At 51.2% G+C, this 18,790-nt stretch carries 16 protein-coding genes; 7 read left to right on the plus strand and 9 right to left on the minus strand.

The genetic code is table 11. The annotated features are described in order from the left end of the window. The first annotated feature begins 255 nt into the window (after positions 1-255). The 3 genes from adhE to K0H81_RS10195 all read left to right on the plus strand — a co-directional run bounded on the left by adhE (position 256) and on the right by K0H81_RS10195 (position 4,880). A complete protein-coding gene (adhE, locus tag K0H81_RS10185; protein WP_220058244.1) occupies positions 256-2,874 on the plus strand; it encodes a bifunctional acetaldehyde-CoA/alcohol dehydrogenase in 2,619 nt (872 codons plus the stop codon). 254 nt (positions 2,875-3,128) lie between these two features. Next, the gene (locus K0H81_RS10190; RefSeq protein ID WP_220058245.1) at positions 3,129-3,779 is read left to right on the plus strand and encodes a 2OG-Fe(II) oxygenase; all 651 of its coding nucleotides are present in this window, start codon (positions 3,129-3,131) and stop codon (positions 3,777-3,779) included. Between the two features lie 474 nt (positions 3,780-4,253). Continuing rightward, entirely contained in the window at positions 4,254-4,880 is a 627-nt protein-coding gene (locus K0H81_RS10195) for a hypothetical protein (RefSeq protein ID WP_220058246.1), read from the plus strand. A gap of 93 nt (positions 4,881-4,973) precedes the next feature. Here K0H81_RS10195 and K0H81_RS10200 read toward each other — a convergent pair whose 3' ends face one another. Further along, entirely contained in the window at positions 4,974-5,402 is a 429-nt protein-coding gene (locus K0H81_RS10200; RefSeq protein WP_220058247.1) for a GFA family protein, read from the minus strand. 280 nt (positions 5,403-5,682) lie between these two features. On the opposite strand from K0H81_RS10200, the gene K0H81_RS10205 reads away from it, so the two are divergent. Beyond that, positions 5,683-6,096 (plus strand): GNAT family N-acetyltransferase, encoded by a 414-nt coding sequence (locus K0H81_RS10205; protein ID WP_220058248.1) that lies wholly within the window; start codon positions 5,683-5,685, stop codon positions 6,094-6,096. 189 nt (positions 6,097-6,285) lie between these two features. On the opposite strand, the gene K0H81_RS10210 is transcribed toward K0H81_RS10205, so the two are convergent. Both K0H81_RS10210 and K0H81_RS10215 read right to left on the minus strand, forming a co-directional pair. Beyond that, the gene (locus K0H81_RS10210; RefSeq protein ID WP_220058249.1) at positions 6,286-8,331 is read right to left on the minus strand and encodes a dipeptidyl-peptidase 5; all 2,046 of its coding nucleotides are present in this window, start codon (positions 8,329-8,331) and stop codon (positions 6,286-6,288) included. 175 nt (positions 8,332-8,506) lie between these two features. Next, positions 8,507-10,030, minus strand: coding sequence for a fumarate hydratase (locus K0H81_RS10215; protein ID WP_220058250.1), 1,524 nt, complete (start codon positions 10,028-10,030; stop codon positions 8,507-8,509). Between the two features lie 127 nt (positions 10,031-10,157). Here K0H81_RS10215 and pabB point away from each other — a divergent pair, with 127 nt between their 5' ends. Next, on the plus strand, positions 10,158-11,591 hold the full coding sequence (gene pabB / locus K0H81_RS10220; protein ID WP_220058251.1) for an aminodeoxychorismate synthase component I: 1,434 nt from the start codon (positions 10,158-10,160) through the stop codon (positions 11,589-11,591). A 17-nt stretch (positions 11,592-11,608) separates the two neighbouring features. Beyond that, positions 11,609-12,178 carry a CoA pyrophosphatase gene (locus tag K0H81_RS10225; protein ID WP_220058252.1) on the plus strand — a complete coding sequence of 190 codons (570 nt, stop codon included), beginning with the start codon at positions 11,609-11,611 and terminating at the stop codon, positions 12,176-12,178. Positions 12,179-12,289: 111 nt separating this feature from the next. Here K0H81_RS10225 and K0H81_RS10230 read toward each other — a convergent pair whose 3' ends face one another. Continuing rightward, positions 12,290-12,625: a hypothetical protein gene (locus tag K0H81_RS10230; RefSeq protein WP_011865699.1), complete on the minus strand. Its 336-nt coding sequence runs from the start codon at positions 12,623-12,625 to the stop codon at positions 12,290-12,292. Between the two features lie 424 nt (positions 12,626-13,049). Here K0H81_RS10230 and asnS point away from each other — a divergent pair, with 424 nt between their 5' ends. Further along, entirely contained in the window at positions 13,050-14,450 is a 1,401-nt protein-coding gene (gene asnS / locus K0H81_RS10235; protein WP_220058253.1) for an asparagine--tRNA ligase, read from the plus strand. A gap of 177 nt (positions 14,451-14,627) precedes the next feature. Here the strand turns inward: asnS and K0H81_RS10240 are convergent, their stop codons facing one another. The 5 genes from K0H81_RS10240 to K0H81_RS10260 form a co-directional block, all read right to left on the minus strand. Continuing rightward, positions 14,628-14,978 carry a hypothetical protein gene (locus K0H81_RS10240; protein ID WP_220058254.1) on the minus strand — a complete coding sequence of 117 codons (351 nt, stop codon included), beginning with the start codon at positions 14,976-14,978 and terminating at the stop codon, positions 14,628-14,630. A gap of 125 nt (positions 14,979-15,103) precedes the next feature. Beyond that, a complete protein-coding gene (locus tag K0H81_RS10245) occupies positions 15,104-15,526 on the minus strand; it encodes a DUF6678 family protein (RefSeq protein WP_258406267.1) in 423 nt (140 codons plus the stop codon). A 99-nt stretch (positions 15,527-15,625) separates the two neighbouring features. Beyond that, positions 15,626-16,102 (minus strand): hypothetical protein, encoded by a 477-nt coding sequence (locus K0H81_RS10250; protein ID WP_220060907.1) that lies wholly within the window; start codon positions 16,100-16,102, stop codon positions 15,626-15,628. Between the two features lie 286 nt (positions 16,103-16,388). Beyond that, positions 16,389-17,390 carry an FAD:protein FMN transferase gene (locus tag K0H81_RS10255; RefSeq protein ID WP_220058256.1) on the minus strand — a complete coding sequence of 334 codons (1,002 nt, stop codon included), beginning with the start codon at positions 17,388-17,390 and terminating at the stop codon, positions 16,389-16,391. A gap of 23 nt (positions 17,391-17,413) precedes the next feature. After that, a complete protein-coding gene (locus K0H81_RS10260) occupies positions 17,414-18,751 on the minus strand; it encodes a DUF3570 domain-containing protein (protein ID WP_258406268.1) in 1,338 nt (445 codons plus the stop codon). Positions 18,752-18,790 lie beyond the last annotated feature (39 nt).

Genomic DNA, 18,790 nt, shown 5'->3' on the forward strand with positions numbered 1-18,790 from the left:
CAGTATGTCTCTTCCGTGGAAAAACGAGATTTTCTATCACAATTCACAACTTTGACTTAAATATTCTATTTTTACCCGACTAAAATTAACCCAGTGAAAGCCGTCACATTGTGCTCACAATGTCATTTTATTACATTAACAGGCGGTTTTGCGGCGCCGATCACGGTTAACACCCCACCAAAGGTGTAATTTTCCTTCATAAAGAGAATTTAGCCAAAACCGATTTTCGCTAAATTTTTTTCCAAGGATCTTATTATGACTGTTAGCAACCAACAGGAACTCGACCAACTGGTCGAACGGGTCGCCAAGGCCCAGGCACAATTTGCCAACTTTAGTCAGGAGCAGGTCGATAAAATCTTCCGCGCCGCCGCCCTGGCCGCGGCCGATGCCCGTATCTCCCTGGCCAAGATGGCGGCCAACGAAACCGGTATGGGTGTACTGGAAGATAAGGTGATCAAGAACCACTTCGCCTCCGAATACATCTACAACAAGTATAAGGATGACAAGACCTGTGGCATCCTTGAGGAAGACCCAACCTTCGGCACCATCACCATCGCTGAGCCAGTGGGCCTCATCTGCGGTATTGTGCCGACAACTAACCCGACTTCTACTGCCATCTTCAAGGCCTTGATCAGCCTCAAGACCCGTAACGGCATCATCTTCTCGCCGCACCCAAGAGCCAAGGTATCGACCACTACCGCCGCCCGCCTGGTGCTCGAAGCTGCGGTCGAAGCCGGCGCGCCGAAAGATATCATCGGCTGGATCGATGAGCCTAGCGTGGCACTGTCTAACCAGTTGATGACCCACGACAAGATCAACCTGATCCTGGCCACAGGTGGCCCAGGCATGGTGAAGGCCGCCTACTCTTCAGGCAAGCCAGCAATCGGTGTCGGCGCGGGTAACACGCCTATCGTTATCGACGAGACCGCCGACATCAAACGCGCGGTCAGCTCAATTTTGATGTCAAAAACCTTCGATAACGGCGTGGTGTGTGCATCAGAGCAGGCCGTGGTCGTGGTCAACGCCGTCTATGACGCTGTCAAAGAGCGTTTCGCCAGCCATGGCGGCTACATGCTCTCAAGCAAAGAAGCCAAGGCGATGCAGAAGGTGATCCTTAAAAATGGTGCGCTCAATGCCGACATCGTAGGACAGAGCGCCGCGACCATAGCGGCAATGGCCAACATCAAGGTGCCCGCCAGCACTAAGGTGCTGATTGGTCAGGCAACCGAGATCAGCGAAAGCGAGGCCTTCGCTCATGAGAAGCTCTCTCCGCTACTGGCCATGTACCGCGCCAGCGATTTCGACGATGCGCTCAACAAGGCCGAAGCCTTAGTGACACTGGGCGGCATAGGCCATACATCTGGCCTCTATACCGACCAGGACACCCAGACAGAGCGGGTAAAAACCTTCGGCTACCGCATGAAAACTGCGCGTATTCTGATCAACACCCCGGCCTCACAAGGTGGCATCGGCGATCTCTACAACTTCAAGTTGGCGCCATCACTCACCCTGGGCTGTGGCTCATGGGGCGGTAACTCCATCTCAGAAAACGTAGGTCCTAGCCACCTGATCAACAAGAAAACTGTCGCTAAGCGAGCCGAAAATATGTTGTGGCATAAACTCCCCTCCTCTATCTATTTCCGCCGCGGCAGCTTACCTATCGCCCTCGAAGAGTTAAGCGATAAGAAACGCGCGCTGATCGTCACGGACAAGTATCTGTTTAATAACGGCTACTGCGATGAGACCATCAAGATCTTAAAGTCTCAGGGCCTGGAAACCGAAGTCTTCTACGAAGTAGAGGCGGACCCAACCCTGGCGATCGTTAACCAAGGTGCCAGTGTGGCCAAGAGCTTCCAGCCCGATGTGATCATCGCCCTCGGCGGTGGCTCGCCGATGGATGCAGCCAAGATCATCTGGGTCATGTATGAACATCCTGAAGTCGACTTTGCCGATCTGGCGCTGCGCTTCATGGACATTCGTAAGCGCATCTACAAGTTCCCGAAATTGGGCAAGAAGGCCAAGATGGTAGCTATCCCTACCACCTCAGGCACAGGTTCAGAGGTGACACCATTCGCCGTGGTCACCGATGAACAGACCGGCATGAAGTATCCGATTGCCGACTATGAGCTGACGCCCAACATGGCGATCGTCGACCCTAACCTGGTGATGGATATGCCAAAGTCGCTTACCGCCTTCGGGGGTATCGACGCCATCACCCACGCGCTGGAAGCCTATGTCAGCGTGATGGCCAACGAGTACAGCGACGGTCAGGCGCTGCAGGCACTAGATCTGCTGGTGAAACACCTACCAGACGCCTACGCCTTGGGCGCCAAGGCTCCGGTGGCCCGCGAGAAGGTGCATAATGGCGCCACCATTGCCGGCATCGCCTTCGCTAACGCCTTCCTGGGGATCTGTCACTCTATGGCGCACAAGCTGGGCGCCGAGTTCCACCTGGCACACGGTTTAGCAAACGCCCTGCTGATCAGCAACGTGATCCGCTTTAACGCGACCGATCTACCAACCAAGCAGGCCGCATTCAGCCAGTACGATCGACCCAAGGCCCTTTGTCGTTACGCAAAGATTGCCGAACATCTCAAATTAAAAAGCGCGACAGGCGAAGGCATTAGCGATGAAGAAAAAGTGGAAGCGTTGCTCGAAAAAATCGATGAACTCAAGAAGACGATTGGCATTCCGGCTTCGATCCAAGAAGCAGGCGTCAACGAAGCCGACTTCTTCGCTAAACTCGACGAGCTTGCCGAAGACGCCTTCGACGATCAATGTACCGGGGCAAACCCAAGATACCCATTGATTGCTGAGCTCAAGGCGATCCTCACCGCCAGCTTCTACGGTAAGAAGTATCAAGACGCCGTCTAATCGCTTGAGGGACTCGCGCGAGCCCTAGCGTCGCGACCAGTCTTACTCATTTACTAAGCAAAAGGTGCTCATAGAGCACCTTTTTTATGTCTCTCTTACAGCCCCAAGCCCTACTCCTGAATAGCGATATCCCATTGTTTTTACTAATCAATAAATAAAGAAAAAGCTTTTTACCTTGACCACAAAAATTATTAGTTAGCAAGACTGTCAGCTTAAGGCTATAAGGCTTCACCCCATGTTAGGATCCTAAGCCATTGACAGCACATTTAGACTCACCTTCAGATTCTGAACTCAAAGATATCCTGTTTGCCGACATCTGCGATCGGCTCGCTACCCACGGCTATGTCGTGCTGCACAACATTTTTGCACAGCCTATGTTGCAACAACTGCTGGATGGCATCACGGGACTTGCCGAGGAAGACTTTAAGGCCGCAGCTATAGGTCGTCAGCAAGACCAACAGGTCGTCGAGTCGATTCGCCGGGATAAAATCTGCTGGTTAAACGAGTCGGTGGAGTTCGCAAAAGACTACTTCGATTGGTCAGAAGAGCTGCGCCTCGCCGTTAACCGCTATCTCTATCTGGGCCTGTTCGATCAAGAAGCCATGCTGGCCTATTACGCTCCCGGTGCCTTCTATAAACGTCATCTCGACGCCTTTAGGGGCCAGACTAACCGCAAGCTCACCAGCATCCTCTATCTCAACCCCGACTGGCAACCCAGCCACGGCGGTGAGCTGCTGATGTACGAAGGCGACGAAACAACCCCATTCCAAGTTGTCGAGCCAAGGTTCGGTACCATGGTGATCTTCTTAAGCGAACTCTTTCCACACGAGGTCTCCCTGTCACACTACGACAGATACAGCCTCACCTCTTGGTATCGCATCAACGACGGCATGCCAGGGCACTAAGCGTCGCAGCATCGAAAGCAAGTCCCCAGAATTCCCTTAAGCATTTGCGAGCTCAGCAATATCCGAGCTCGCGGTGAATCACACAGCTAGCGACCAATCAGCAGTCTCGCTTAGTAAATCTCCCACGCTCTACCCAATTCAACCTATTGGCAACCAGCCAAAGACGGTGCTAAGTTATTGTAAAAATGCATTATCACTTCTAGAGTTTGCAAACAAAACTGGCTAGGTGCGCAGTTCTTAAGAGGTAATAGATGATAGGGAATCCCACATTAAAAGGATTCTTTGTTTACTCATTCTCAATGTAATGCCTGTTGCTTGTGGTGATCGTCGCTTGTGATGACTGTCGCTTGAGAAGCCGCTAATCGCATAGAAGATGACAAGTCAAAACTGACGCCGACACTGAGATTCAAACTCAATACTCCCATAGCATTACACTCTTTCCCTTAAGGAGTAATGCCATAGAAGGAAACGCCCATGAGCGCGATTAAGGACATTAGAATTAACAAGTTCGAACTAAAATTAGCTGACACGGATGACCCCGTTGCCGAAAAGACCAGCTGGGATCCGCTGAAATCTGGCGGCGCAAACTTTAAAACACAAGATATGGTCGAGACCCAAGGCCGGATTGTTATTAAGCACTCTGTCACGGCTATTATTTTATATTCGATGTTTTTGCTACCTGGTTTAGGGATATTTTTCATCGTCAGTCCCACCCTGTTTCTCGAAGGTGAATCTGGTGGTGGCAGCGCCATGGCGTTACTTGGCGCCCTATTCATCGGGGTTAGTCTCTTGATGCTGTCCAGCAAGAAGCACATGACCTTCGACAGAACCTTAGGCACCTATTTTTGCGGCAAAAGCTACGATGGCTCTAAAAGAGGTGATGCCAGTCGTCAGGGACGACTCAGCGACATCTACGCATTACAAATCATCAGTGAGTCTATACGCTCTAACAATCGATCGTACCGCAGCTATGAGCTTAATCTGGTTTTTCGCGATGGTGAGCGAGCCAATGTTATGGATCACGGCAGCGAGTTAGAAATTGAAGCCAGCGCTAAACAGTTAGCCGCATATCTCGACCGACCACTTTGGAAAGCGACATAGATTTTTCAGGCCTCATCACAGGTTGCCGCTAAGGGAGATAACACGCTTAATTTGATAGGGTCTTACTGAGAAATGACGAGCCTAAAGAGATCGTCAATTTGATCTTTGCAATGCGTTATTAAGGGTTTCCATATCGGGCATCTCTTCAAATTGTGCTCCGCTGTCGCCAATAATGTCCCAATGGGCTTTAGACTCAACAAACAGATGCTCAACGACACGGCTATCTTTCGCATCATCGAGTAATCCAGCAGGGATCCAATACTGCTTTTTATTACTCATCAGGTGAGGTACTGTACTGCCGCACTTGCTACAGAAATCAGAACGATAACCGGTTTCACTGATGTATGAATTAACAAGCGACTCCCCCTTAATCCATGTAAATTGCGCTTTATTAAGAAATGTGGCGGTATCTGACGAGGACGCAGACAACTTTCGACATAAAGAACAATGACACTGATAAAAGTGAGGAAGAGATCCGCTTATGTAAAATTCGACACCTCCACACAGACATTTACCTTTCATCTTGACTGACTCTCCTGACACTTAGTGTGCTAATTAAAGTAATCTGCAGACCCACAATTTTAATTGTTCGAATGGAACGCGCAAAAGCGATTCGCCTCCCAGAGGATGTATATATCTGCATCATACGCGACTGTCTTTGAAAATTGGATGTTCACTGGCTATTAGTTGCCATGAGGCTAAGTCTAATAAATACCCATTACAAATGCGTTAGAAAAAATATCATAAAATGAATCAACGAGATAAATCTTTAGCAAGATTAGGAAACACCACAAGGAGAAAGATGGAAGTGAGAATAAGCAACCGGGCACCAGATCTCGAAGAGTTCATGACTTTGCGAACTGCAGTTGGCTGGACAAACCCCAAGCCTGGACTGGTTCAACAAAGCCTGAATAACTCGCTTTTTCACGTTTGCGCCCATATCGATTCGAAGCTTGTGGGTTACGGCCGTATTGTGGGCGACGGCGCTATGTATTTTTATCTGCAAGACATAGTGATCTCACCCGAGTATCAAAACCAAGATGTAGGCAGATCTATTATGAAGGAGATAGAGAGTTTTGTTGCAGAAAACGCCATGCCCGGCGCCACCATTGGGCTGTTGGCCGCCTGCGGTAAGGAAGCGTTTTACTCTCAATTTGGCTACAGCCCCAGAACAGGGGAACCTCTTGGACTTGGCATGTGCAAATTTGTCGAATGAGAGCGCTATATAGGCAAACGATAGCTCACCCTGCCCGATTATCATTGGAAGCGCATGTGAACTAGACTCGGGCAAGCTAATCGCATACAAAAAACGCCCACAAAAAAGCCAGAACTGAGTTCTGGCTTTTTATTTTCTATGATCGGGTGACTAAATTATCACCCACATCTTGCGAGTCTTAAACTCGGCTTACTTCTTGGTCCAGCGGTCCATCCAGCCCAGCACGTTGGCGTACCATTGCTCCAGGTTGTCTGGGTTAAGGATCCAGTGGTTCTCATCTGGGTAGACAAGCAGCTCAGATGGGATCCCTTTGCGCTGCATGAAGCTAAACGCCGCCAGGCCCTGTCCGTAAGGCACACGGAAGTCCTTCTCTCCATGGATCACCAGCATAGGCGTCTGCCAGTTATCGACATAGTTAACCGGGTTAAACTTCTCGAACAACTCCTTGTTGTCCTGGTAGGTGCCACCGAATTCATATTCAGGGAACCACAGCTCTTCGGTCACATAGTACATAGAGCGCATGTCGAACAGACCCGCGTGGTTAACTAGACACTTGAAGCCGTCGTTCCAGTTACCTTGGATCCAGTTCATCATGTAGCCGCCGTATGAACCACCCAGGGCGCAGGCGCGATCGCCATCTAGCCACTTCTGCTGAGCCGTCACCGCAGCCAAACCTTTCTGCAGATCTTCCAGCGGCTTGCCGCCCCAATCCTTAGAGATAGAGTCGGTGAAGGCCTGACCATAACCGGTAGAACCGTGGAAATCGATCATCACCACACCGTAACCGGCACCCGCCCATAGCTGAGCGTTCCAGCGGCTGCTGAATGAGTTGCCGAATGAGCCTTGTGGGCCACCGTGTACTAGGAAGGCAACGGGATACTTCTTACCTTGCTTGTAGTTAGCAGGCTTGATCCAGTAACCATAGACCTCTTCGTTGTTCCAGCCCTTGAAGCTGAACTGTTCAAACTCGCCAAACTTGATCTTAGCCAGGTTGTCTTTGTTCACCTCGGTCAGGCGATTTACATTCTGACCGTCGAGAGACATGGTATAGAGATCGCCCGGCTCAACCAGACTCTTGTGGTTGAAGACAATCTTATCGCCTGTCACGCCTAGGATGCTGTTGCTGCCGTCGTTGTGCAGCGTCTTCACGTCACCAAACTGAGTGTTGACCTCAAAGATGCTTACCTGACCCAGGTCCTGCGCCGTGACATATAAAGTGCGGTTATCTGCGCCGAAAGTCAGCGAGCTTGGGCTGCGATCCCACAGCGGCGCCACTTCTTTCTCTTGGCCGGTCACAGTGTCACGCAGCATGACGCGGTAACGATCCGCCTCGAAGCCTGGCTTGCTCATGGCAAGATAAGCCAGGTAGCGGCCGTCGGCCGAGAAAGTCGGCAGTGCATCCCACGCCTTGTTGCTCTCGGTCAGGTTTTTCGCCTCACCGCCCAGGACGGAGACTTGCCACAGGTCGTAGTTGGTTTCCCAAGCCTGTGACTTGCTCGGCGCCTTGGCGCTGTAGACCACATACTTACCGTCTGGGGTAAAGGTCACCTCTTCCATGCCAGAAAATGGCAGTGGTGGGGTTTCGGTATCCAGGCCTTTAGTCACATCCACGGCAGTGTCAATCATCTTGCCGTCAAGTTTTGCCACAAACAGGTGGCTGCGGCTGTGATCGCCCCAGGTGTCCCAGTGGCGCACCATCAGCTGCTTGTATTCGCGGCCGGTAGATTTGCGCTCGGCTTCCTGCTCACGCTTGTCGGCGGTGCACTTCAAGGTGTCACACTCAGGGTAGACACGCATGTTCATCACGACCTGAGCGCCATCTTGAGACAGCTTAAAGCCTTCCACGTCCAGCGGCAGATTAGAGATCTTAACCGCTTCGCCGCCATCGAGTGCCAGCTCATACAGCTGTGAGCTGCCATCGCGCGCCGCCAGGAAGTAGATCCTCTTATCGTCTGCGCTAAAGGCAACGCTATGCTCAGTACCTTTGGCCGAGGTCAGGCGTTTTACCTTGCCATCGGTCAGCGACTGAAGATAAAGGTCAGATTGTGCCTCACCCTTATCATCAAATTTTTTAACTGCATAAACGATTTTAGTGCCGTCATTAGACAGTGCACTGGAATGCAGTTTATTCATTTTAACGAGATGTTGTACCTTGAAAGGCTCGGGTGCTGCGGCATGAGCGCCAGAAACTAGACCGGCTGTCGCCAAGGCAAGTATGATTGCAGTTTTTTTCATTGTTATAGTCATCTTTATGGTTGAACGGCAAGGCGACAATGCTTAATGCTAAGAAAAGGCGCCTAAAGCCAAAAAGTGTCGCCAAAATACGCAACAGACACTAAACAAAAATGGGGGGTTAAGCAAGTCGTCTGACTCACCTAAACCCGCCCATTTCTTCATGCTTTATTCTGGGTTAGGCAAGTTTGACACGCCAGGTGGCAGGACCTGTTTCGTGGGCATTGACCCCTTCGCTGTCTACGGCAACGGTCACCGGCATATCGGTCACGTCGAACTCGTAGATGGCTTCCATACCTAGGTCTTCGAAGGCCACTACGCGTGACTTCTTGATCGCCTTAGACACCAGGTAAGCGGCGCCGCCTACTGCCATCAGGTAAACCGCCTTATGCTTCTTGATAGACTCCACGGTAGCCGGGCCACGCTCAGCCTTACCTATCATGCCCATCAGACCTGTCTTATCCAGCATCAGATCGGTGAACTTATCCATACGGGTCGCCGTCGTTGGACCCGCTGGGCCAACCACTTCGTCACCCACAGGATCGACTGGGCCAACGTAGTAGATAAACTTACCGGTGAAATCAACGCCTTCAGGCAGGCCTTCACCGCTCTCGATAAGGGTTTGAATGCGCTTGTGCGCCGCGTCACGACCGGTAAGCATCTTACCGTTTAGCAGCAGCACGTCACCACTCTTCCACTGCTCGATGTCTGCTTGGGTAACAGTATTAAGATCCACGCGGCGTACGCCCTCGCCCGCTTCGCGGGTGATCTCTGGCCAATCTTCCAGCTTAGGCGTCTCCAGCTCTGCTGGGCCTGAACCATCTAAGTGGAAGTGTACGTGGCGGGTTGCCGCGCAGTTAGGGATCATCACCACAGGCTTAGAGGCCGCGTGGGTTGGCGCCGATTTGATCTTGATATCCAACACGGTAGTCAGGCCGCCAAGACCCTGGGCACCTATGCCTAGCTTGTTGGCACGCTCGAAGATATCCAGACGCAGCTTCTCTTCGGCGGTTTCGGCACCTTTGGCCTGCAGTTCGTGAATGTCGACAGGATCCATCAGGGCCTCTTTGGCCATCACGGCCGCCTTCTCGGCGGTGCCGCCTATGCCTATACCCAGCATGCCTGGAGGACACCAGCCGGCGCCCATAGTTGGTAGTGTCTTCTCGACCCACTCGGCGATATCGTCCGATGGGTTAAGCATCACCATCTTAGATTTGTTTTCCGATCCACCGCCCTTAGCAGCGATGGCGACTTCGACATGGTTACCCGGCACCATCTCGACGTGTACCACAGATGGCGTGTTGTCTTTGGTGTTCTTACGGCCGCCGGCAGGATCGGCAACGATAGAGGCGCGCAGCGGGTTATCTGGGTTGGTGTAGGCGCGTCTTACCCCTTCATCCACCATCTGCTGCACTGTCATGTCTGTCTTGTCCCACTTGACGCCCATACCGATCTTAACGAAACAGGTCACGATACCTGTATCTTGACACAGCGGGCGCTTGCCTTCGGCGGACATACGAGAGTTGATCAAGATCTGCGCGATAGCATCTTTTGCCGCCGCACTCTCTTCACGCTCATAGGCCTCGGCCATGGCATCAACGAAATCTTTAGGGTGGTAATAGGAGATATATTGTAGTGCGTCGGCGACACTCTCGATGAGGTCCGCTTGCTTGATGGTGGGCTGTTCTATAGTCACAGACATTTCCTTACTCACGTTTTGGTTATTCACCGCCCTTTTGCAGGGTCGCGTATTTTTTTTGAATCCGTTCACAATATGATACTCTTTCGCGACTTTTAGGGGAACATCACATTTTAGATAAGGGTTATCGATGGATTTTTCGTCGACTCAAGGCGTTGCAGTGCAAAAGTTAGACTGGAAACTCTCCACCATTGAGGTATTTGACTGCTTCGCTCACCTGCCCTGGGCCATACTGCTGGACTCCGCCGGCAGCGATCATATTGACGCCAGGTACGACATCATCAGCTTCGATCCTCTGGCCACCATTACCAGCCAGGATGGCGTGACCCAAACCAGACATCTGCGTCCTGCGACGGCGACCGCTACTGGGAAAAACAACGCTAAAAACAGTGATGAAACTAGCCAGGACGATCCCTTCTCGATACTTCAGGCGGCGATAGCCGACTACTTCCCAATTCAGCATGCCTGTGAGCTACCCTTCAGCGGCGGCGCACTGGGCACCTTTAGCTATGATCTGGGCAGGCGCATAGAGAAGCTCCCTGCCACCGCGGCCAAGGATATCGCGCTTCCCGAGATGAATGTCGGCCTATATGACTGGGCACTCGTGTTTTGCTACCAGAGTCAGTCCTGGTCTCTGGTGCACTATCGAGGTGAAACGGCGCTTAAAGAGCGTCTAGCAGACATAGAGGCGAGGCTAGATTCGCGGTCGAACGAAGCAGCCAATGGTGAGGCGTTTGCCCTGAGCCGTGACTGGCAGCCACAGATCACTAAGGACGAATACAGAGACAAGTTTGATCGGGTGCAGGATTATCTACACAGCGGTGATTGCTATCAGATCAACCTAACACAGCGTTTCGAAGCCGAATATCACGGCGATGAGTGGCAGGCCTACCTGAAACTCAGGGCCAGCAACAAGGCGCCTTTTTCTGCCTTTATCCGCCTTGAAAAGCACGCCATCCTCTCCATCTCGCCCGAACGTTTCATCAAGCTTAAGGGCGATGCCATAGAGACCAAGCCCATCAAGGGCACCATGGCGCGATCCAGTGACGCCGAGGCAGATAAGGCCGCCGCCGAAGCCCTGGCGGCATCGGAGAAGGATCGCGCCGAAAACCTGATGATCGTGGATCTGCTGCGAAACGATATCGGTAAGGTGGCAAGCCCTGGCAGCGTACAGGTGCCCCATCTGTTTGCCATCGAGAGCTTCCCGGCGGTGCACCATCTGGTGAGCACAGTGACTGCCAAGCTGGCAGCCCCCAACAGCCCCTGCGATCTATTAAGGGCCGCTTTTCCCGGTGGCTCAATCACGGGCGCGCCTAAGATCCGCGCCATGGAGATCATCGAAGAGCTGGAGCCGTCGCGTCGCAGCCTCTACTGTGGCTCCATCGGCTATATCAGCCAGGACACACAGATGGATACCAGCATCACCATACGCACCCTGGTGGCCGAGCCCCCTCGCCTCTACTGCTGGGCGGGCGGCGGCATAGTGGCCGACTCGCAGGTCGATGCCGAATATCAGGAGAGTTATGATAAGGTGAGTAAGATCCTCCCCGTGCTGAGTAACTGACAAGTAATTAGGCAAATATGACACTGGACGAGTTTAAACGGCGCTACGCTCTGCACCAACTGCCCACAGACACAGGGCCGCAGATCCATCGCACATTGCGACAGGCCGCGGTGCTCGTTCCCCTGATAGAAGCCAGTGGCGAGCTTGAGCTACTGCTCACTCGCCGGCCCACCCACCTAAGGGCCCATCCGGGGCAGATAAGCTTTCCCGGCGGCAAGGTCGAAGAGAGTGATGCCAGTTACGCCGACACCGCCCTGCGTGAGGCGTTTGAGGAGATCGCCCTGCCGCGAGACAATGTCGAGGTACTGGGCCAATACCCCATGTTTAACACCTTCACCGGCTTTGCCATAGCGCCCATCATAGGTGTGGTAAGAGAAGCCTTCGAGCCTGTGCTCGATCCCGGAGAGGTAGATGAGCTGTTCAGCGTGCCCCTAAGTTTCCTTTTAGAACCTGCCAATCGCATTCAGAAGCAGTTTTCCCGCCGCGGCGTGAGTTACCCCGTCTACTTCATCCCCTATGGCGACTATTTTATCTGGGGCGCCACCGCCGCCATGATAGACAGGCTCTGTCGCCAGATAGGCAATTAACGAACGAGCTAAGTTCGCTCTAATGAAGAGCTAACAACGCTGCACAAGCCCGCACTTAGTCTATGCATTTTTTCAAACTGCGAATACTGTGATCGATTGCGGACTGACGCCCTAGACAAAAAACTTGAGATAGAGACCTGCAGCAGTAGAGGTTAACAAGAGCAGCGGGATATTGAACCAGTAGCCCATGCGGCTGTGGTGAGCCACATAGAAGTTAAAGGCCAGGTTGATCAAACTGATGGCGGCGCAGCTCCAGATCACATACTCCAGCCTCAGGGTGATGGTGGGATCCCAGGTGAGACGCACGCTAGCCCCTTTACTGAGAAAGTAGCCCACGGCGCGATCCGGTCTGGCCTCACCAAAGAGCAGTAATGCGTACACGGCCAAGGACCAACCTAAGATCGACAAGGTGCCTAAAAAAATCTGGAAAATTTTGACTTTTTTCATCTAGCCCCCTGATACCAATCACGGTAAGTAAGTGATCAGAAATAACGCAGGAAAAACGGTCGAGAACAAGGCAGAATTTTTCGATTAGTAGTTATTCTACAATCAAAAATTGTAACGCCGTTATCGGACGTTTTAACAAATTAGCATGATCAATTATTTACTACGATTGGTATACCATCTAGCCCTCTGAATTAACTGGCCATATTTTAAGCATAACAAGCTTTCCAGCCTAAGACCATTAGCGGATAAACCGCAGATTAAGGCCGCTTTTTCACGGCGCTTACGCCTGCCTTGGCTGAAATGCCCATTTTATTTGCCTATAGGCCAATCTATCTGCTGTTTTTCCCTTGAGAAAAGCCACCAGCAAGGTAATATAAACCTCCAAAATTTTTAATAAAACGTTTCGTTGGAGAACTAAGCAACAATGAGCATTGCATCTGTCGCTTCTGTATTTAAGGGTGATTTTGCGGTTGGTTCGCAAGTTACCGTACGCGGTTGGGTAAGAACTCGCCGAGATTCCAAGGCCGGCATCTCTTTTCTTGCCGTATATGATGGTTCCTGTTTTGATCCCATTCAGGGCGTTGTGCCAAATAGCTTAGACAATTATAACGACGAAATCTTACGCCTCACGGCCGGTTGCTCAGTCGTGATGACGGGTGAACTGGTTGAGAGCCCAGGTAAGGGTCAAGCATTTGAGATGCAGGTGACTAAGGTTGAGGTTACGGGTTGGGTTGAAGATCCTGATACCTATCCTATGGCGGCCAAGCGTCACTCTATCGAGTATCTGCGCGAACTGGCTCACCTGCGTCCTCGCACCAACATCATCGGCGCCGTGGCCCGTGTGCGTAACTGTCTGTCTCATGCCATCCACAACTTCTACAACGAAGAAGGCTTCATCTGGGTCTCTACCCCGCTGATCACCGCTTCTGACTGTGAAGGTGCCGGTGAGATGTTCCGCGTCTCGACTCTGGATCTGGAAAACCTGCCACGTACCGACGAGGGTAAGGTCGATTTCAGCGAAGACTTCTTCGGTAAGGAATCTTTCCTGACGGTATCGGGTCAGCTCAACGGTGAGACCTATGCCTGTGCGCTGTCTAAGATCTACACCTTTGGCCCAACCTTCCGCGCCGAAAACTCAAACACCAGCCGCCACCTGGCAGAATTCTGGATGGTTGAGCCGGAAGTGGCCTTCGCCGATCTGAACGATGTTGCCGGTCTTGCCGAGCGTATGCTGAAGTACTGTTTCCGCGCCGTGCTTAACGAGCGCCGCGATGATCTCGAGTTCTTCGCCCAGCGCGTCGACAAGACGGTTATCGAGCGCCTTGAAAACTTCGTCAACAGCGATTTCGCTCAGGTGGATTACACAGACGCCATTGAGATCCTAAAATCATGTGGCAAGAAGTTCGAATTCGATGTCGAGTGGGGTATCGACCTGCAGTCTGAGCACGAACGCTACCTGGCGGAAGAACACTTCAAGGCACCTGTGGTCGTGAAGAACTATCCCAAAGATATCAAGGCCTTCTACATGCGTCTCAACGAAGATGGCAAGACAGTAGCGGCCATGGACGTACTGGCTCCTGGGATCGGTGAGATCATCGGTGGTGCCCAGCGTGAAGAGCGTCTGGACGTGCTAGATACCCGTCTGGACGAGATGGGCCTGAGCAAGGAAGATTACTGGTGGTATCGTGACCTGCGCCGTTACGGCACAGTGCCACACTCAGGCTTCGGTCTGGGCTTCGAGCGTCTGGTCTCTTACGTGACAGGCGTATCGAACATCCGCGACGTGATCCCATTCCCACGCGCACCTAAGTCTGCGAACTTCTAAAGCAAGTTCTGCAATAAAAAACGCCCTACGGGGCGTTTTTTTATGGGCGCAGATTTCAGATAGCAATTTCAATGGACTAACGCCGCAATATGGGGCGTATTAAGCTTAGCTATAATGGCGAAGAATGAGCGCTAGCCAAGCTTTAGAGGTCCCATCCATGATTGCCTTGTTAGGTAGCTATTCTCGAATGAACGTTACTACTTTACTTTTTACATCGTATGTAAAAGTACCACTTAAGAAAGGCATATACATAACATTTTTACTTTTACGAAATTCAGAATGGTGTTTTACCCTAAATTCGTAAACTGCTTTTGCTACGTTTAACTTATTTTTAGATAAGTAGTAATTTGATACATCACCGTTGTTTTTAGCGAGATGCTGTTTAACAGCCTCAAAGGCGTTTTCTTCGAACTTTGTTTTAGGCTCAAACGCCCAAAAGAACGTGTAACCATCTGGCGGCCCAATAACTATGGTTTTTCCAAATAGTTCAAAACTTAACAAAGCTAGAAAAATTACTATGAATCTCATTAGCTACCTAACGCCGCGTTAAGGTGCGAGCAACTCAATACAAAAGCCTCTGCAATGCACCGTAATTACTAAACCCAACGCATATCAAAAATGCCACGCGTTGTGAGTCGCTCTTGAACGATTTGTTATGTGTATTTATAAATTTCTATATCTTTACCGTGCTGAAAATAGCCCCAAATTCTAACACCACACTCTGTGAGAGATATTTTAGTATTTTGCTCTTTACATATAGCAATGACCTTATCCCTATGATCTAGAACTTCTGGCTCCAGCAAAACGCCTCTTGAATGAGAGATACGAGCGTCAATATCAATAAAATGTATTACTCGAAAGTTTCCCCATATTTGTGCCAGTTCACTGGCATATTGATAGCTAGAGTCACTTTCCGGCCATGTTGACCCATCAATGTAGGTAACTCGGTAGCTTAGTAGCTCATCGATATCGCTCAATGCTACAAGCAAATTGTTCCACTTAGTGTTATTCATAACACCAAAAATACCATTATTATCAATTAGTTTAATGATATTTGACTTTAAATCTAAACGCATAAATTCCCAATACAAATAACGCCGCCAACAGAGGCCCGCGCTTGCGCGGGTCCTGTTGCTTGGCCTGGTTAGACGATACTTGTACATTGCAGCAATACCTTAGTTTGGAACTTTAAGGCGCATATCAATGCGGATTAGATCGCCTTCTTTTTTAGTTTTAAATGAAGGACCAGCATCATGTGACTGGCTTTGAGGAAAAACAACCAAAGATAAATGTGGGTCTTCTCTAAGTGTTGAGTACATCAACATTTCACCCATATCATTGCTAGTCCATTGGGTAGGACCTTCTAATATTTTTCCTACAGCGTGATATACAACTCTAATGCTGAAGCCATTTTCGTCGCTATCATATCGATATAAGTCTGTCGGAGCCTCTAGCTCAATTCCAATGCGACTTAACTGATCTAGCAGATCATTGGGAAGCACTTCAGAGAAGCAGTGCCTCCATTTAGTACACCACTCACAATCACATTTGTAAGCAGGAACGCCTGCTTGGCCTTGAATCTGTCTTGTAGCCTCAAGGTTCGTAGCTAGTTTCCAAGTACCTACTGGAATAGTTGGTCGTTGTTTCTTCATTTCCGCCTAACATTTTATTAGTGCGCATGCGCATCTATTTGGCAAAACGCGCATGCACATTTAATAAACCTATTATTGATGATTTACTAAACTAAAGTCATTGATTTATAGACACTCTAGCAGAGTCATGCCGGATAAACGAGCACCACAGTCATGTCGTATTCACGAGCACCAGAAAAATCAAAGCGAGCATGACTATTGACTCGCTCTCGCACCTTAAATACCTGAAGGCTAATCGTGAAAAACCAGTCATGAAAAGTTAGTCATGACAACTCATCATAAAAAACTAGCCACGGATGATATGGTGAACGGTGCCCTGACCGACGAGAAAGGTCTCGACCTCCTCCCCCTGTAACATGGCCAGGGTCGCCAGCATGCCGGCGACCACACACTGTGGGGCAAACACACTCACCGACAGCGGCGCGCCGATGATGGGATACCCAGTGCTTGGGTCTATGATATGGCCATAACGTTTACCTTGGTGCAATAGATAACGCCGAGAATGTCCGCTGGTGGCGAGCGCGCCAGATTTAAGCGTCACGACACGTGCGGGGGTATCTAGCTTTTGAGGATCTTCTATCCCTATCTGCCAGGGCCGCTCACAACCTGGCGAGGCAATCATATCGCCTCCGAGGTTCACTAAGAGATCATATTCGGGCAGCTCACGTCGCAGAACCTCTATGGCCCTGTCGGCGGCATACTCTTTGGCGATCCCGCCGAGATCGATTCCCATCCCATCGGGTAAAAAAAAGCGATTATCTTCGATGATAAGCCGCTCGAAGCCGACACATTCAAGCACCGCCGCTATCTGGCTATCACTCGGTGGGGTTGCATTTTCCCCAGCGCCGAATGGCCAGAGGGCCAATACAGGCTCGGCGGTAATATCAAACTTGCCCTGACTTAACCGGTAACAATGCTCGGCAAACTTGAGTAGCCCAAGGGTTTCATCGTCGATCGCTTGCCAGTCTCCGGCGCCGCGATTGATTTGAGTTAATACGCTGTTCTCGCTAAAACGGTTGTACTTAGCCTCGATGCGCTTAACCTCGGCCATGGCGCGCTCAAAGGCCTGAGTTATTCGCTCTCGGTCAATCTTGTCACCTTGAGCCTTGTCACCTTGAGTCTTGTCACCTTGCACCTTGCTACCTGCTTGCTTAGGACGCGCCAAGAACTCACAGCGACTGGCCATGGCCATAAACTCGCCCCTAAGCCCATTAAGGTTATAGCGACCGTATTGGCTTTCATCCGAGATCGCCGCCAACTGATTGTCTAGATCAGGAAGCGGCGACAATTTGAGACCTTCACCTGTTGAGGTCAAAATCGCATTCCAAACTGCAACACGATCGCATCGAGGCGCGGGAACTGATCGAAACTGGTGAGCTCACCTGGCAGCTCGACACCCGGGTTTTGCGGGCGCTGCTGATAGTAGGCAAGCCGCACACTGGCCAGCATGCCCTGCTCTAGCCTCTGGCCATATTTGACGCCTATCGTATAGGTCTGCATCTTACCCAGACGATGATCCGCCGAGGCGAACTCGGGCAAGGGTTCACCCTCAGTGAGATAGAGGTGATAAAATTCTGCCGCATCCTGCAAATAAACTCTAAACTGCCATTGCCAATAGGCGGCGCCGCTGAGGTTGTAGCGATAACGGGCATCAAAGGTATGGGCCTGCAGCGACCAGTCATCATTACTGTAGCGATAGGAAAAGGTCAGCGTGCCGCTCTCTAAGGCGCCCTTGGTCATGAGATAGAGGTTGTGTTTCAGCCGCTCATCGGGGCGCTGCTCATAGTGATAGCCAAGCGCCTGCCCTCTACTATCGACCCGGCTAACCACCTTGTAGGCATCATTAAGATAGCCATTAACGGCCGAGAGGCCATAACTCAGCTGGGCCTGCCAGCAACGATTCAGGGTTTGGGTGATGCCCAAATTGAGATCTAAGGTGCGCTTGAGTGCGCTGTCATAAAAACGGGTGGCATCGAATGCCTGCCTAAACTCGGCCTCGCTGGCAAAGTCTTTACGAAACACCATCTCACTCATCCCAACGGGCCGTCCGCCCACAGGATTGACGATATCGAAATAGTAGGCCGCGCCGGCAAACACCTGGGTATTACTCTGATTAAAGGAGTGCTCGAGCCCCGCATTGACACCGAGTGAGGTGTAATCATATTCACGAGAGAGATACCCGCCGAGACTGGCCTGCCACTTGGCAGAGAAGAGATGCTGCCAGTTGACACTTAGCTGCAAGCGGGTATCTTTGAAAGTGTCATCCAGCGGCAGTTCTCCGGCTCTCGCCTGATAGACGCCGGTACCCGAAGGCCGGGTAAAGCTTTGAGGGTTTGCCTGGATCACGGCGCCATTAGCCGAGGCGCCAGTTAGGGCGTCCAGTGCTATCTTGCCGCGAATAATATTGGCGTCATCCAGCGCCTGACGATAGTTGATGATCCCTTCTGCCGCCGTGACCCTGTCCTGCTCCTGATAGTAGACCAGGGCCGCATCTATGGTGGCGCCGGAGAGCGGATCGCTCGCTTGTTCCTCTTGCTCTACGGCGTTATCACGCGTCTCGGCGGCTCGTTCGCCTGCAAGCGCATTGTTACTGGTTACCGCCGCGCCGACACCGAGAAACAGGCTGCTGGCCATCAGCAGAGATGCCATCACAGACTCGCTTTCTAGCGAGGCTCTTTTTGCAGAAAC

The organism is Shewanella halotolerans (assembly GCF_019457535.1).
GTDB classification, from domain to species: Bacteria; Pseudomonadota; Gammaproteobacteria; order Enterobacterales; family Shewanellaceae; genus Shewanella; species Shewanella halotolerans.

Coding starts and splice junctions, on each gene's coding strand:
- adhE (WP_220058244.1), top strand. CDS start 256: ATGACTGTTAGCAACCAACAGGAACTCGACCAACTGGTCGAACGGGTC.
- K0H81_RS10195 (WP_220058246.1), top strand. CDS start 4,254: ATGAGCGCGATTAAGGACATTAGAATTAACAAGTTCGAACTAAAATTA.
- K0H81_RS10200 (WP_220058247.1), bottom strand. CDS start 5,402: ATGAAAGGTAAATGTCTGTGTGGAGGTGTCGAATTTTACATAAGCGGA.
- K0H81_RS10205 (WP_220058248.1), top strand. CDS start 5,683: ATGGAAGTGAGAATAAGCAACCGGGCACCAGATCTCGAAGAGTTCATG.
- K0H81_RS10210 (WP_220058249.1), bottom strand. CDS start 8,331: ATGAAAAAAACTGCAATCATACTTGCCTTGGCGACAGCCGGTCTAGTT.
- K0H81_RS10215 (WP_220058250.1), bottom strand. CDS start 10,030: ATGTCTGTGACTATAGAACAGCCCACCATCAAGCAAGCGGACCTCATC.
- pabB (WP_220058251.1), top strand. CDS start 10,158: ATGGATTTTTCGTCGACTCAAGGCGTTGCAGTGCAAAAGTTAGACTGG.
- K0H81_RS10225 (WP_220058252.1), top strand. CDS start 11,609: ATGACACTGGACGAGTTTAAACGGCGCTACGCTCTGCACCAACTGCCC.
- K0H81_RS10230 (WP_011865699.1), bottom strand. CDS start 12,625: ATGAAAAAAGTCAAAATTTTCCAGATTTTTTTAGGCACCTTGTCGATC.
- asnS (WP_220058253.1), top strand. CDS start 13,050: ATGAGCATTGCATCTGTCGCTTCTGTATTTAAGGGTGATTTTGCGGTT.
- K0H81_RS10240 (WP_220058254.1), bottom strand. CDS start 14,978: ATGAGATTCATAGTAATTTTTCTAGCTTTGTTAAGTTTTGAACTATTT.
- K0H81_RS10245 (WP_258406267.1), bottom strand. CDS start 15,526: ATGCGTTTAGATTTAAAGTCAAATATCATTAAACTAATTGATAATAAT.
- K0H81_RS10250 (WP_220060907.1), bottom strand. CDS start 16,102: ATGAAGAAACAACGACCAACTATTCCAGTAGGTACTTGGAAACTAGCT.
- K0H81_RS10260 (WP_258406268.1), bottom strand. CDS start 18,751: ATGGCATCTCTGCTGATGGCCAGCAGCCTGTTTCTCGGTGTCGGCGCG.